12 protein-coding genes are annotated in these 16,607 nt (G+C 40.6%); all 12 read left to right on the top strand.

Translation table 11 applies throughout. The features are described 5' to 3' along the window. Positions 1-184: 184 nt before the first annotated feature. The 12 genes from DWV68_RS11630 to DWV68_RS11575 all read left to right on the top strand — a co-directional run bounded on the left by DWV68_RS11630 (position 185) and on the right by DWV68_RS11575 (position 16,413). Positions 185-571: a GntR family transcriptional regulator gene (locus DWV68_RS11630; protein WP_117698189.1), complete on the top strand. Its 387-nt coding sequence runs from the start codon at positions 185-187 to the stop codon at positions 569-571. After that, positions 555-1,454, top strand: a complete 900-nt coding sequence (locus tag DWV68_RS11625; RefSeq protein ID WP_117946676.1) for an ABC transporter ATP-binding protein — start codon at positions 555-557, stop codon at positions 1,452-1,454. Before DWV68_RS11630 ends, DWV68_RS11625 begins: the two co-directional genes overlap by 17 nt. Beyond that, positions 1,429-3,342, top strand: coding sequence for an ABC transporter permease (locus DWV68_RS11620; RefSeq protein ID WP_118665864.1), 1,914 nt, complete (start codon positions 1,429-1,431; stop codon positions 3,340-3,342). The genes DWV68_RS11625 and DWV68_RS11620 overlap by 26 nt, the downstream gene beginning before the upstream one ends. Before the next feature lie 89 nt (positions 3,343-3,431). After that, positions 3,432-4,760, top strand: coding sequence for a DUF512 domain-containing protein (locus DWV68_RS11615; protein ID WP_022242466.1), 1,329 nt, complete (start codon positions 3,432-3,434; stop codon positions 4,758-4,760). After that, the gene (gene der / locus DWV68_RS11610) at positions 4,753-6,075 is read left to right on the top strand and encodes a ribosome biogenesis GTPase Der (RefSeq protein WP_118172754.1); all 1,323 of its coding nucleotides are present in this window, start codon (positions 4,753-4,755) and stop codon (positions 6,073-6,075) included. The genes DWV68_RS11615 and der overlap by 8 nt, the downstream gene beginning before the upstream one ends. 4 nt (positions 6,076-6,079) lie before the next feature. Next, entirely contained in the window at positions 6,080-6,736 is a 657-nt protein-coding gene (plsY, locus tag DWV68_RS11605) for a glycerol-3-phosphate 1-O-acyltransferase PlsY (RefSeq protein ID WP_118665862.1), read from the top strand. Between the two features lie 15 nt (positions 6,737-6,751). After that, positions 6,752-7,762, top strand: coding sequence for an NAD(P)H-dependent glycerol-3-phosphate dehydrogenase (locus tag DWV68_RS11600; RefSeq protein ID WP_117840831.1), 1,011 nt, complete (start codon positions 6,752-6,754; stop codon positions 7,760-7,762). Positions 7,763-7,784: 22 nt separating this feature from the next. Next, entirely contained in the window at positions 7,785-8,219 is a 435-nt protein-coding gene (locus tag DWV68_RS11595) for a dUTP diphosphatase (protein WP_117698185.1), read from the top strand. A gap of 24 nt (positions 8,220-8,243) precedes the next feature. Continuing rightward, positions 8,244-8,885, top strand: a complete 642-nt coding sequence (locus DWV68_RS11590; protein ID WP_022242471.1) for a phosphoribosyltransferase — start codon at positions 8,244-8,246, stop codon at positions 8,883-8,885. Between the two features lie 229 nt (positions 8,886-9,114). Further along, positions 9,115-10,227: an ABC transporter ATP-binding protein gene (locus DWV68_RS11585; protein ID WP_118665860.1), complete on the top strand. Its 1,113-nt coding sequence runs from the start codon at positions 9,115-9,117 to the stop codon at positions 10,225-10,227. A gap of 239 nt (positions 10,228-10,466) precedes the next feature. Beyond that, entirely contained in the window at positions 10,467-11,537 is a 1,071-nt protein-coding gene (locus DWV68_RS11580; RefSeq protein WP_118087300.1) for a PucR family transcriptional regulator, read from the top strand. Between the two features lie 307 nt (positions 11,538-11,844). After that, positions 11,845-16,413 carry an alpha-amylase family glycosyl hydrolase gene (locus DWV68_RS11575; RefSeq protein WP_243089552.1) on the top strand — a complete coding sequence of 1,523 codons (4,569 nt, stop codon included), beginning with the start codon at positions 11,845-11,847 and terminating at the stop codon, positions 16,411-16,413. Positions 16,414-16,607 lie beyond the last annotated feature (194 nt).

Raw genomic sequence — 16,607 nt, 5'->3', positions numbered from 1 at the left:
TTTTGCTTTACAGGAAATTGCTTTTCTGTAAAGTAAAAAACGCTCCGCGAGCAGCATTAAGGAATTATTAATAAAATCATACAGATATTTTTCTTGTGTCTCATCTGCTGGGATGTTATAGTGTGCGTATCAATTGAAGTAATACGGATAATACACCTACGATATTCCAAAAGGAGGAAGCGAAGTGATACAGCTTAATTACAGGGATGCAAAGCCTATTTACGAACAGATTAAAGATGGAATGCGTCATCTTGTGATTTCCAATGCATTGACAGCGGATGAAAAACTGCCATCTGTGCGTGAACTGGCAGCAACACTGGCAATTAATCCGAATACCATCCAGCGGGCATACCGGGATCTGGAGAAAGAAGGATATGTCTATACCATTTCCGGGAAAGGCACATTTGTGGCTTCCCAGAAGCATGTAAAGGATGCAAGAACTGTGGAATTAAAAGGACATTTTGATGAAATCGTATCAGAATTACTGTATCTGGCAGTAGAGCCGGAGCAGTTAAAACATCGGATAACGGAACTGGAAGGAGGAGAATATATTCATGATACGGGTAAATAATGTAGTGAAAACATTTGGAGATTTCCGGGCGTTAGACGGTGTAAACCTACATGTAAAGGATGGGGCAATTTATGGACTGGTAGGACCAAACGGAGCCGGGAAATCTACGATAATAAGACATATTACCGGAATCTATAAGCCGGATGCCGGCAACATAGAAATAGCCGGGATGCCGGTGTATGAGAATCCTCAGGCAAAGGCCAGATTTGCATATATTCCGGATGATCTTTTCTATTTCCAGCAGGCAGATGTCATGGAAATGAAACGCTTTTATAAGGGAATCTATAAGACTTTTGATGAAGATTTGTTTTTCCGGATCCGGGATGCATTTTCCAACATTGATCCGAAGATGACCATTCGGAGAATGTCAAAGGGAATGCAGAAGCAGGCGGCTTTCTGGCTGGCAATCAGCTGCAGACCGGAGCTTATGATTTTAGATGAGCCGGTAGATGGACTAGACCCGGTAATGAGAAGGCAGATCTGGAGCATTATCATGTCTGATGTGGCAGAACATGGAACTACGGTGTTAGTATCTTCCCATAACTTAAGAGAGCTGGAGGATGTCTGTGACCATGTGGGCATTATGCATCATGGAAAAGTAATGTTAGAACGTTCCTTAAGCGAACTACAGGGAAGTGTCTGTAAGATTCAGGTGGCATATCAGGAAAGAATGCCGAAGCTTCCGGCTGATTTTGAAGTGTTACATATGTCCAGTACAGGAAGGGTATATACCATGATTGTAAAAGGCAATCCCAAAGAGGCAAAGCTGCGGTTAGAACAGACTTCGCCGATGCTGATTGATGTGCTGCCTCTGACATTGGAAGAAATTTTTATTTACGAATTAGGAGGTGCGGATTATGCGGTCAAAGACATCTTACTTTAATAAGACGGTATTTTGGAAAAATATTACGCATTTCTGGCCTGTCTGGCTGATTTATACAATATTGCTGCTATGTATGGTTCCTCTGCGGCTGTTAGTGAATTCCGGGATTTCTTATGAAGGTTATTCAGCACAGGAAATTAAAGAAATAAAAATGAATAATTTTATGCAGATTCTGTTTTCAGATGGAAGCGGTGCGCTTATTGCACTCCTTAGTCTGGCAATTGGAATTATTGTAGCAATGGCAGTATTTTATTATCTTTATAATAGCAGAAGCTCACATCTGTTTCATTCACTGCCATTGAAAAGAACAGAACTTTTTATCAGTAATTTCCTGTCAGGATTCTGCATGATTGTGGTTCCTGTACTATTGGCGTTTATTATTGGAACAGTATGCTGCATTATGCAGGGAATTACAAGTCTGCAGTATCTGCTGGCGTGGGCACTGATGTTGACGGGAGAGGGCTTTTTCTTCTACAGTATGGCAATTTTCGTTGGCATGTTTAGCGGTCAGTTATTGGCAATGCCGGTATTCACGATTATTCTGAACGTATTATATATAGGATGCCGCTATGTGATTACATGTATGATTAGTACAATTGGCTATGGTATGGCGAATTCTTATGCTGACCGTATGAATAGTATTTTATCACCGGTGATATATCTTTCAAATAAGGTGGGAGTAGAGTATGACTATTTAGAGGACAGGATAGAATACCATATGTTTGGCCTTTCGGTTGTAGGGATCTATGTGCTGGTGGGTGTGGTGCTGATAGTGATATCCTGTCTGCTTTATCAGAAACGTAAACTGGAAACCACGGGAGATGTGCTTACAATTCCGGCAACCCGCCCGGTGTTCCGCTGGGGAATGGCTTTTTGTGTGGCTTTTCTTACTGCAATTCTGCTGAGCGGACTGTTTGGCGTGCTGGTACATACATCACTGGGCAATTTCCTGATGGTTTTATTTACAACATTGATTGCAGGTTTTCTGGCATTTTTCATTGCGGAAATGATTTTGACGAAGAAGCTGCGTGTAGTGACCAAAAAGAGATTATTAGAATGCGGCGTCATGTTAGGAATTTCAGTCGTATTTCTTCTTTGTATCAAATGGAATGCGTTCGGACTGGAAAATAAAATCCCGGATAAGAAGGAAATTGTCGCAGCAAATATTAACTGCTATTTTGAAATAGAAGAAAATTCAGAAAGCGGAATTGATGAAATTATGAGTATTCATCAGCAAATTATTGATTCGAAGAAGGAATTTCAGGCATATCAGGGCTCGTCTGATTTAGATAAGGCATTGCAGTGGGTAGAGATTGATTATCAGCTTGCAGACGGAAGCATTATGGTGAGAAGCTATGATGTACCGGCTGCTAAAAATTATTATGAAAATGCAGATTCGGTTGTTTCAAGAATTTATGCTATGTCTATGGATCCGGAGAATTATCTCAAGGGGAATCTGATGGTGAATTATGATGATCCGAATAATCATATTATTTCAATGGAGTTTGATGCCTATGACCAGAATTTGGAATATGACAGCATTAATATAAATGATGAGCGGGCACAGGAAATATATGATGCTTATCTTAAGGACATCCGGGCAGGACATATTTATCTGAATACAGTAAATGATAACTACTATAAACATACGTATATCAATGGACTGTATCTGCATGTCTATAACAGTCAGGGAATCCAGCTTACCCGGAGAGAACAACGGATGTGGGGAATGGAAAACAGTAAAGATTATTATTTCAATTTGAATTTGAATGATCGTTGTGTATACACGATTAACAAACTGCTGGAGTTACATATCATTGAGTCAGAGGATGAACTGATGACATTACAGGAAATGGAAGACAGAAGCATGAGCATGGAGCAGGAATAAGTGGAAGGGTGGAATAACTGTTGTTATTCTGCCCTTTTTATTGTAAACTAGAGAGGTATTATAATATAGAAAGATTGAGAAAATAATTTATGCATACAAAGAAACATGTCATCAGTGGAGTAAAACCGGACAGTATTGCCATGGAGCTTGAGCTTGAGCCGGGAGACGAACTGATTTCCATTAATGGCAAAGAAATAGAAGATGTATTTGACTATCAGTTCCTGACAGAGGACGAGTATCTTCTGGTGGTAGTAAGAAAGAATAATGGCGAAGAGTGGGAACTGGAAATTGAAAAAGATTATGATGAAGACCTTGGAATCGAATTTGAAAACGGACTGATGGACGATTACAAATCCTGTTCCAATAAGTGTATGTTCTGTTTTATTGACCAGATGCCGCCGGGCATGCGTGAGACACTTTATTTTAAAGATGATGACTCCAGACTTTCCTTCTTACAGGGGAATTATGTAACGCTGACCAATATGAAGGATAAGGATATTGAACGTATCATATACTACAATCTTGGACCGATTAATGTGTCGGTGCATACCACGAATCCGAAGCTTCGCTGTACCATGTTGCACAACCGTTTCGCTGGAGAAGCCTTAAAGAAAATCAAACGCTTATCAGATGCCGGAATTGAAATGAATGGACAGGTTGTACTCTGCAAGGGCGTCAATGATGGCGAAGAGTTAGAGCGGACCATCCGTGATCTGACAGAATACATTCCAAATATGCAGAGCCTTTCTATTGTACCGGTCGGCCTGACAAAATACCGGGAGGGCTTATATCCTTTGGAAGCTTTTGAAAAAGAGGATGCAGGAAAAGTCTTAGAGCAGATTCACCGCTGGCAGGATTATTGCATGGAGCATTTCGGTACACACTTTGTGCATGGAGGAGACGAGTGGTATCTTCTGGCAGAGCAGCCTCTTCCGTCTGCAGAAAACTATGATGGGTATATCCAGCTGGAAAATGGCGTGGGAATGATTACACTGCTGCGGGATGAATTCCGGGAGGCACTTGCAGCAGAAAAAGGTGATGCCAATCTGAAAAGGACAGTTACGCTGGTAACCGGAAAGCTGGCAGGACCGATTTTGGAGGAACTGACAGGAGAAATGAAGGAGAAGTTTCCGAATGTAAAGATACGGGTCCGTGTGATCCGAAACGATTTCTTCGGAGAACGGATTACCGTTGCAGGACTTCTGACCGGACAGGATATTATCGCACAGCTTAAGGACGAAGATTTGGGAGATGAGATACTGCTGCCATGCAATGTATTGCGTATGGGAGAGGATGTTTTCTTAGATGACATCACATTGACGGAGCTGAAAAGAACTTTACAAGTACAGGCAGATATTGTAAAATCAAGCGGGCAGGATTTGCTGAATGCAGTCCTTGGAAGGAGACAGAATGAGTAAACCAGTAGTAGCTATTGTAGGCAGACCAAACGTAGGAAAATCAACACTTTTTAACGTGTTGGCAGGTGAAAGAATTTCTATCGTACAGGATACACCGGGGGTAACCCGTGACCGTATATATGCCGAAGTATCCTGGCTTGACTATAACTTTACCTTAATTGATACCGGCGGTATTGAGCCGGACAGCGGAGATATTATTTTATCCCAGATGCGGGAGCAGGCACAGATAGCCATTGATACCGCAGATGTCATTATTTTTATTACGGATGTAAGACAGGGGCTTGTAGATGCAGACCAGAAAGTAGCGGATATGCTGCGCCGTTCCAGGAAACCGGTTATTCTTGCAGTAAATAAAGTAGATGATTTTAAGAAATATATGCCGGATGTTTATGAATTTTATAATCTTGGAATTGGTGACCCGGTTCCGGTATCAGCAGCATCCAGACTTGGAATCGGTGATTTACTGGATGAAGTGGCAAAGCACTTTACCCAGGAAATGTTAGAAGAAGCAGAAGATGACAGACCGCGTATTGCCATCGTAGGTAAGCCGAACGTAGGTAAGTCATCACTGATTAACAAGCTGACCGGTGAAAACCGTGTGATTGTTTCTGATATTGCCGGAACTACAAGAGATGCCATTGATACCGATATAAAATATAATGGCAGAGAATATGTATTTATTGATACGGCAGGACTCCGGAGAAAGAATAAGATTAAAGAAGAATTAGAACGTTACAGTATCATCCGGGCAGTAACAGCAGTGGAACGTGCAGATGTGGTCATTATTGTAATTGATGCTACAGAAGGCGTAACGGAGCAGGATGCCAAGATTGCTGGAATTGCCCATGAAAGAGGCAAAGGAATTATCATTGCAGTGAATAAATGGGATGCCATTGAAAAGGATGATAAGACCATTTACAAGCATACAGAGAAAATTCGTCAGATTTTAAGCTTCATGCCATATGCAGAGATTTTATTTATTTCAGCCAAGACCGGACAGCGTACCGGCAGGATTTTTGAGACCATTGATGTAGTGCTTGAAAATAACAGCATGCGTGTGGCAACCGGTGTATTAAATGAGATTATGGCAGAGGCAGTTGCCATGCAGCAGCCGCCGACCGATAAGGGAAAACGCTTAAAATTATATTATATTACACAGGCAGCGGTAAAACCGCCAACTTTTGTTATCTTTGTAAATGACAAGAACCTGATGCATTTTTCCTATACAAGATATCTGGAAAATAAGATTCGGGAAGCGTTTGGCTTTAAGGGTACTTCCCTGAAATTCATTATAAGGGAAAGAAAGGAAGACTAATAAAATGTTATTTGGACGTGTAATATCAGTGGGAATCGGATATTTATGCGGTATGTTTTTATCCGGCTTCTTATATGGAAAAAAAGAAAATGTGGATTTACGTAAGGTGGGCAGTGGAAATGTAGGAACTACCAACACCATGCGTAACCTCGGCGTGAAGGCAGGCATTCTTACCCTGATTGGTGATGTGTGCAAGGTATTTATGGCAATGGTCATTGTATGGCTCATTTTCCGGAACCGTTATCCGGACAGTGTGAAAGTCTTAGAGCTTTATGCTGGTGTGGGCTGCATCTTAGGTCACGATTTTCCGGCTTATATGAAATTTAAAGGCGGAAAGGGAATTGCCTGTACCGGTGGTCTTCTGATTGGCTTCTGTCCGCTGGCAGTGCCAATAAGCCTTGGAATTTTTATTCTCGTGGTAGCAATCACACGGTATGTTTCCTTGGGTTCCATACTTGGTGTAATCAGTCTTGAAATACAGATTATCGTATTTGGCCAGATGGGACTGCTTTCCGTACCGGAGCAGTATCTGATGGAGGTGTATATTGTATTCGGTTTTGTGGCGGGACTGGCAATCATTTTACATCATGCCAACATCGGAAGACTTCTTAAGGGAACCGAGAACAAATTCAGTTTTCATTCAAAGAAGCAGGAAGCATAGGAAAGGAAAAAACAAATGTCTGATATCAGTATCATTGGAGCCGGAAGCTGGGGAACTGCTTTATCGGTGGTATTACATAAAAACGGTCATAAGATTACAATCTGGTCTGCACTTGCACCGGAAATTGAAATGTTAAAGGAAAAGCATGAGCAGGCAGAAAAACTTCCGGGCGTTATTTTACCGGATGATATTATGTTCACAACAGATTTAAAAGAAGCAATCGGGGGAAAAGACATGCTCGTCTTAGCAGTGCCTTCTCCATTTACCAGAAGCACAGCAAAAGCAATGAGCCCGTTCGTAGCAGAGGGACAGCTTATTGTCAGCGTGGCAAAGGGAATTGAAGAGAATACGTTAATGACTTTATCTGAAATCATTATGGAAGAGATTCCACAATGTGAGGTGGCGGTTTTATGTGGACCAAGCCATGCGGAAGAAGTAGGAAAAGAAATTCCGACCAGCCTGGTAGCAGGAGCAAAGAAGCGTGCCACAGCAGAACTGGTTCAGAACACCTTTATGAGTGAAGTATTACGAGTTTATACCAGCCCGGATGTACTTGGCATGGAACTGGGCGCATCTTTAAAAAATGTCATTGCATTGGCAGCCGGAATGGCGGATGGGCTTGGCTATGGAGATAATACCAAAGCAGCACTCATTACCCGGGGAATATCCGAGATGGGAAGACTTGCTATTGCCATGGGAGCAAAATATGAGACCTTAAGCGGACTGACCGGAATGGGTGATTTAATCGTAACCTGTGCCAGCAAGCACAGTAGAAACCGTCGTGCCGGATATCTGATGGGACAGGGATATACCATGCAGCAGGCAATGGATGAAGTAAAGATGGTAGTTGAGGGTGTCTATTCTGCCAAAGCAGCAATTGCTTTAGCGAAGAAATATCATGTAGATATGCCGATTATTGAACAGGTCAATGAAGTATTGTTTGAAAATAAACCTGCGAAAGATGCAGTAAAAGAACTGATGCTCAGAGATAAAAAGGTAGAGCATGACGACCTGGAATGGCAGTAGGAGAAAAGGAGTTTTTAGCAGAATGGAAAAGATTCGTATCAAATATTTTACAGATAAAATCGAAAAGCTTACATATATCGATGGCAAATCCGACTGGATTGATCTTCGTGCATCCGAAGAAGTCGAAATGAAAGCAGGAGAATTTAAACTGATTCCTCTTGGTGTGGCAATGGAGCTGCCAAAGGGATATGAAGCACACATTATGCCAAGAAGTTCTACTTATAAGAATTTCGGAATTATCCAGGCAAACAGCTGCGGAATCGTAGACGGTTCCTACTGTGGAGACAATGATATGTGGAGACTGCCTGCAATTGCAATGCGTGATACCGTGATTCATGTTAATGACCGTATCGCACAGTTCCGTATTGTAGAGAATCAGCCGCAGATTCATTTTGAAGAAGTAGAAAGTCTGGGCAACCAGGACAGAGGTGGTTTCGGAAGTACCGGAATCCAGTAAATTATCAAACAGGGGGTAAATCAAATGGAAGAACGTATGGTCAAATTTTATTCAAAGGAAAACAACAATCTTGCATTACATGCAATACCGGGGCATTTTGCCACCAGTCATTCGCACATCAATTACTATATTGATGTAACCAGTATGAAAGCCCGCGTGAAAGAGGCAAAAGAAGCTGCAAAAGTGCTTTACCAGAAGACCGGTAATCCATCCTATGTAGATACCGTTGTATGTATGGACAGAACAGAAATGATTGGCGGATTTTTAGCAGAGCGTTTTGAACAGGGAGATTTTATGTCAACCAATCTGCATGAGACTATTTATGTTATTTCTCCGGAGATGAACAGCAGCGGTCAGATGATTTTCCGTGATAATACCAAAAATATGATTACCGGAAAACATATCGTGCTTTTGCTGGATACAACAACAACCGGTGAGACAATCAGAAGATGCTTAGAGTGCATCCGGTATTACGGTGGAATTATTGAAGATGTAGTAGCAATCTTCTCCACTGTTAAGGAAGTAGACGGTCACAGAGTAGAAAGTCTCTTTACCGAGAAAGATGTACCGGGCTATCAGGCATATGAGCAGCATGACTGTCCGTATTGTGCAAAAGGCATGAAGTTAGAGGCCATGGTAAATGGTTACGGATACTCTAAATTATAAAGAAAAGATAAACATTTTCTAAAGTGAAAACCCATTTCTTTCGTCGGATTGTACAAGAAAGAGATGGGTTTTCGTCACTCTGACGAAGAGATAAAAAAATGCACAGAATATCAGTCAGAACATACAAAAAAAAGAAAAATCTTTGTGGAATCCTCGCATAGCCAAAGTGCGCAATATCCTGTATGATAAGGACAGTTAAAAACGAACAAAACATTAGGAGGTTAAACCAATGGCAAGTTTATCATTAAAAAACATTTGTAAAGTTTATCCAAACGGCTTTGAAGCTGTTAAGGATTTCAACCTTGAAGTAGAAGATAAGGAATTCATCATCTTCGTAGGACCATCTGGATGTGGTAAATCTACTACACTTCGTATGATTGCAGGTCTTGAGGAGATTTCTTCCGGAGAATTATACATCGACGGAAAACTCGTTAACGACGTAGAACCAAAAGACAGAGATATCGCAATGGTATTCCAGAACTACGCTCTGTATCCACATATGACTGTATTTGACAATATGGCATTCGGATTAAAATTAAGAAAAGTTCCGAAGGATGAAATTAAGAGAAAAGTTGAAGAAGCAGCTAAGATTCTTGACCTTGAAAAATTATTAGACCGTAAACCAAAGGCTCTTTCCGGTGGACAGAGACAGCGTGTTGCTATGGGTCGTGCAATTGTTCGTAATCCTAAGGTATTCCTTATGGACGAGCCGTTATCCAACCTGGATGCAAAATTAAGAGTACAGATGCGTTCTGAGATTTCTGCTCTGCATCATAGATTAGGTGCTACAATCATCTATGTAACACATGACCAGACAGAGGCTATGACATTAGGAACCAGAATCGTTGTATTAAAAGATGGTGTTATCATGCAGGTTGATTCTCCACAGAAATTATACAATGAGCCAGATAACTTATTTGTAGCTGGATTCATCGGATCCCCACAGATGAACTTCGTAGATGCTAAATGTAATATTGAAGGAGAGAAAGTTTCCCTTACATTTGACAATACAACTGTTGTATTACCACCAGCAAAAGCTAAGAAATTAATCGAAGGCAACTACAACGGAAAAACAGTTGTTATGGGTGTCAGACCAGAAGATATCGATGATTCCCAGATTACAATTGAAACCTTCAAAGACAGCATCATTGAGACAGATGTAACCGGATATGAGTTACTTGGTTCTGAAGTATTATTATACTTCGAAGCAGCAGGAGCTCAGATGACAGCTAAAGTTGATTCCAGAACACCGGCTCGTTTAGGTGACCACATCAAACTTGCTATTGATCCTGAGAAGGTTCATGTATTCGACAAAGAGACTGAATTGACAATTACGAACTAATTCGGTACAATCGAACTGAATATAGTGCAATAACCCGGGTGCTATATGCATCCGGGTTTTTTACTTTACAGGAAATTGCTTTCCTGTAAAGTAAAACATGCTCCGCGAGGATGCACACTGCGGCGTATAAGGTAGATGTCGCAAGCGACCGCCGCAGGCGCGAGAATGTGCCAAGGCACATTCTTTGTTCATCAGTAAAAGTCTTTTCTCACATTATATATAAGTAAGGAGTGCGCAGAATGCTTTCAAATCATAAGCTACAGACAACATTAGAAGAAATCAGTGATATATCCAAAATCGGACTTGCCCTTTATGACGAAAACGGGAAGCAGGTTGCAGCAACATTTCAGATTGAGACAGATATGCGTGCAGAGGTTGTGAATTTTGCAGCATCCATGGCAGAAAGCCAGATGCTGTCGGGCTTTCATTTCTTTAAAGTAATTGCTGAACAGGAAGTGGAATATATTCTTCTGGCACGCTCCACTAATGATGAAGCATATATGGTGGGAAGACTTGCAGTATGCCAGATTCGAAATCTGATTGCCTCTAACCGGGAACAGTCGGATAAGAACAATTTTATGCAGAATATCCTTCTTGGAAATATGCTGGTTGTAGATATGTATAATAAAGCAAAGAAGCTGCATATTGAGCAGGCAAAGCGTCTGGTTTATGTCATAGAAGTGGATGGCAGAAAAGATTCTGTTATTGTAGAAATGGTGAAGAATCTTTTTGCAGACCGCAACCGGGATTTTGTGACAGAGTTAGACGAGCAGAACATTATCCTGATTAAGGATGCAACAGATTTGAAAACAGAAGAGGAAGCACTGAATCTGGCGAAAACAATTGTAGACAATCTGCATGCAGAAGCGATGGTGCGTGTCCGTGTGGGTTATGGCAATACGGTAAATACCCTGCAGGATATTGCGAAATCTTATCAGGAAGCCAAGATGGCACTGGAAGTAGGAAGAATCTTTAATGTAGAAGAGGAAACCATTTCCTACGGAAAGCTTGGCATCGGCAGACTGATTTACCAGCTTCCGATGAGCCTTTGCGAAATGTTTATCAAAGAGATTTTTGGTGAGCGGAATATTGATTTAGATGATGAAACGATGGTGACAATCCAGAAATTTTTTGAGAACAGCCTGAATATTTCAGAAACAGCAAGGCAGCTGTACATCCACCGGAATACGCTGGTATACCGTTTAGAACGTCTGGAAAAGATGATTGGACTTGATATCCGCAAATTCGAGGATGCCATGACTTTTAAGATTGCTATGATGGTCATTGCGCATATGGATTACCAGAATTAGCTGCCTTATTTTGCAGAATCATGAAAATTCAATTATGTAAATTGTAGGGGACAGTACCAATCGGTGCTGTCCTTTTTTCGAAAAAAACATCATGCGAAAATTGTATAAAATGAATTGTAAAAATGCACTTCAAGACAGAAATTAGTTAAAATGCACAAAAAAGAATTTCTTTTTTAGTTTATTTGCGGATAGCGAAAGTAAAAAAATTAGAATATAATTAATTATCGAAAAACTGCGAAAACGTATTCAGAGGGAAAACGTAATCGCAGGAAAGTATAAAATGAAACGACGAAAAGGAGAGGGAAAGATGAGAAAGTTAAAAGAACGCTTTCACAAGAAACATGGTATTGTAAGCAGAATCTTCAGTATGGTTCTTGCATTTGCCATGATTGTGACCATGGTTCCGGCAATCGGTGGTGCAACCACTGCATATGCTGCGAGCCCGACAATCCGGTTGTACCTGGACAAACCAAGTACATGGAATACACCGGTTGTCAATGTCTGGGCTGCCGGTGCTACGGTAGATAACGCTGGCGCAGGAAATGCCGCCATTTCACAATGGGGGGATCAGGAAAAACCAAAGCTTGCATATGAGGAAAGTTCTGGACTCTATTATGTAGATGTACAGAGCAGTGAGTGGACAGGTTTTCAGTTTGTTGATGCAGGTTCTACTGAGAAGGCTGCACCGGAGATAAAGACAGAAGGAGCTGCAATTGAGCAGATTAAGACTTTTACTTCTGATACAAGCATTTATTGTTTATTGGATGATAAGGGAAAATATCAGTGGTATAAGGATTCTTCAAAGAATGAAACATTGATTCCAGAGTCTGTACCAACAGAATGTGATCTGACAATTAATTATAAGAGCACATTAGGCAATGATGTTGCTGCATATATATATCATGAGACCAATAAGCCGGCAGGTGAATGGCCGGGAAAAACCATGACTGCAGCAGAAGGTCATGAAGGCTGGTATACAATGCATCTGACATTAGATAACAGCACAGATTATGATCTCATTTTAAATGATGATGGACATGGAAACCAGTTAGACGGAGTAACACTTTCTACAAAAGGAAAGGCAGAAGCAGAGTACTGGTTTGATGGTTCTTTGTCAGAGACAAAACCTGCTGATTGGAAATATGTAACAACCATTCATTATCTTGCATCAGGAATGGGAAGTACTATTTACAATCATATGTGGGGAGCAGATGCCTCTGCAACAGGAGCAGGTGTTGGAAAAGAATGGCCGGGCGGACAGATTTCAGAAAATGCTGACCATTCCGGATGGTATGATGTAGTATATACACAGGATGTAAAACAGAATTTCAGCTGCATTTTTAATAATAACAGTGGGGCACAGACGGATAATATTGATGTCTCTGTAACATCAACAAGTACTGAGCTCTGGGTTACCGGAACAAAAGGTGATACAACCGTATATAAAACAGCACCGGACAGCTGGGAGGCACCGGTTCCAGACCATACATTTACAATGTATTATTACAATGAAGATTTATCAACAGACACAGACCTGGGAAAAGTTGATATGTGGATGTGGAATGCCGGATTAAATGGATCATATGTTTTTGATGAAACAGAATATGATGCTGCAAATAATGTGACATGGTTTAAAAAGACCATTACAGTTGCCGGCAGTAATGTGGGAAAAACAGTAGGATTAAAGGCACGTTATGACATAACACAGGGATGGGATGGCGGCTCTGATACCGCAGACCGTTCTTTTACAATAAGCGGTGATGAGAATGAAGTATTATATTATGTGGATGGTTCAGATCCGGTTCATGAGAAGCCTGTAATCGTACCAATGGAAAAGAGATACCTTGTATTGGATTATGAGAATCCAGGATTAAAAGAAAAAGGAATTACACCACAGTTCTATACATGGTCATCAGGATATGCTTCAGCATTAACCGATTTTACATACGTAGGTGGAGATAAATGGACAATAACAATTCCAGCAAAACCATCCTGTACAAAGGTTGATTTTTGTATCGCATTAGATTCAACAGTTGATCCGTGGATTAAAGATGGTGGAGACCATTCAGTTACATTCCCTTCTGACCAGAAGGTTATCTATGCCAGCATGAAAGCCGGCAGTGAGCCGGAAATTGCTATGCCATATAATGTTGGCTATGAAGTAGATGCAGAAAAACAACAGGTATCATACTACTATCGTGATGATGCAGCATTTGTAGATGGCACCTTAAAGGATATGACTGTAGCTGTTGACGTAAACGGAACAGAGTATCCAATGACATACAATGATACAACAAAGCGTTTTGAGTATGTAAAGAGCGGCTTGACAGATGGTAAAACACATTATCGTTACAAAGCAAATGGAACTTATGTTGTAGATGCATTCAATTCAAACAGTGAAGAGTACAAGAAAGCAGATTACTCATATTTTGAATACTATAAATTAAATGCAACAGTTACAGCAGAAGTTATGAATAAATCCTTTAACTACAACGAAAATGATGTTGTTAAGTTTAAGGTTGAACAGGATAGTTCAGATACGAAAACATTAGAAGTAGCTAGTGCTAGTATCGATGTTTCTTCCCTTGGCGGAAGCAATGCAATGCCGATTGAACCGGAATTGCAGGCAGTTACCATTTCTGCTACAACAGATACAACATTAGGAATTAAGACATTACCAATTACTGTAACAGACCAGTACGGTAATAAATTCAGTACTACAGTGGATGTTGAAATTACAGACCGTGTGAAGGAAAACAAAAATGATTTCGACTGGGATGAATCTGTTGTCTACTTTATGGTGACAGACCGTTTCTTTGATGGTAATGAATCTAATAATACAGCAAGTGGTGCAGATACATATGGAGACAATCCGGGACTGTATCATGGTGGAGATTTTGCAGGTGTAACAGCTAAGTTAGATTACTTACAGGATTTAGGTGTAAATACAATTTGGATTACACCAATAGTAGAGAATGTGAAAGGTGTAGCTGTAACAGATGAAGGTTCAGAAGATGTTCCTTATAATGCAGCATACCATGGATACTGGGCAAGTGATTTTACAAAATTGAATCCTACACTTGGTACAACAGAAGAATTTGAAACTATGATTAGCGAAGCACATAATCGTGGCATGCGTATTATGGTTGATATTGTTGTAAACCATGCCGGATATGGTACAGAATCAACATTTGCTGATATGCTAAGGGATAAGAGTGTCAGTGAAGGCGATATTAAATCATGGCAGTCTGGCTTGCCGGATTTTGCAACAGAGAAGGCAGATGTCAGAGCAAAATTAGTAGAATGGCAGACATCATGGATGAAGGATTATGGTGTTGACTACTTCCGTGTAGATACAGTAAAGCATGTTGACAGCACAACATGGGCAGCACTTAAAAATTCTACAACAGAAGTAAATCCGTCTTTCAAGATGATTGGAGAATATTATGGCGCAGGATATGCGTCAAATGGTAGTACCTTAGGTACCGGTCAGATGGATGCAGACCTTGATTTTGATTTTAATGACCAGGCAACAAGCTTTGTCAGTGGTAATATTTCTTCTGTAGAAAGCTTCCTTTCTTCCAGAAATACAGCACTTAATAACGCATACATGACAGGTCAGTTCTTAAGCAGTCATGATGAAGATGGATTTAAGGCGTCCTTAATGAACGGAAAAGGATATACCGAGGATGAGGCAACATCAGCAGCGTTAGTTGCAGCTACCTTACAGCTTACTGCAAAGGGTATTCCGGTGATCTATTATGGTGAAGAAGTTGGTTTAAGCGGATTAAATAATTATCCATACCAGACTAATAGATATGACATGGATTTCTCTCTGGCAACAGAGGACAATGTAACTTATCAGCATTATAAGAATCTGCTGAGCATCCGTAATGCATACACAGATGTATTTGCAAGAGGAAGCAGAAAGGTTGTGGCAAGTTCTGATGAGGAAGGCTATGATGTAGTTTCAAGATCCTATGGAGGAACAACCTTATATGTTGGTATGAATATCAAGGATACCGCAAAAGAAGTAAAAGTTCCGGTTAATGCATATGCAGGAAATACAGTTGTAAATCTTTATGATGGTAAAACATATACTGTTTCTTCTGATAAGACAGTAACAGTTACCATTCCGGCAGCAAAGGATGGCGGTACTGTAGTGCTGAGAGCAGATAAAAAGATTAATCTTGACATTACTGTTCCGGGTAAAGATTTCCAGGAAGTAATTGATACCATTGATGCTGTGGGAGATACAGCAAAGATTAATGTTACAATGCCAGATACAACAAAAGTTCCGGCAGAAGTATTCAATGGCATGATTGGAAAAGATATTACCATTACCTTCAAGCTGAGTGACAACGTAAGCTGGATTGTAAACGGAAAGAACATTGTAAGTAAATTAAAAGATGCAATAGACCTCGGTGTAACCGTAGGTAAGAGCAGCATCCCGGCTGATAAGATTAAAGCATTAGCTGGGGACAACAAGACCATTGAACTTTCACTGGCACATGACGGAGCATTTGGATTTGATGCTACACTTCGTGTCAACGTTGGTGCAGAGAACAGTGGAAAATATGCAAACCTTTACTATTACAATGAAAAGACCGGAGCATTAGAATATGTTCAGGCTGTAAAGGTAAATGCAGACGGAACCGTTGATTTCAAATTCTCACATGCATCTGAGTATGTTATTGTACTTAGCAATACAGATATGAAACCAGCAGCATCTACAACTCCGAATGCAACACCTGTTGTAACAGCAGAGAAGCAGGTTAAGACAGGAGATAATACTCCGATTGCATGCATGGTAGTATTGTTATTCGTTGCAGGAGCAGCGGTAGTTGTACTTTACAGAAGACGTAAAAGAGTCTAAGCAGAGCAAAACTGCAAACAGGAGAGTTTAGTTTTTATAATGTATATCGTCTGAAATAAGAGGATAGATGGAAAGGGCAGCGAAAGCTGCCCTTTCCCCTTTTAACCCTCTTGGATAAATAAAAGTACAAAAGGAATAAATCCAGGCAGAAGATTGACATACTATTCCTAAGGTGTTATTCTTAGTTCCGACTG

Origin of the sequence: Roseburia sp. AF12-17LB, assembly GCF_003479605.1 — a bacterium.
Taxonomy (GTDB): domain Bacteria; phylum Bacillota; class Clostridia; order Lachnospirales; family Lachnospiraceae; genus Roseburia_C; species Roseburia_C amylophila.
The sequence above is the reverse complement of the archived record's forward strand: the minus strand, read 5'-3'. Positions and strand labels throughout refer to the sequence as shown.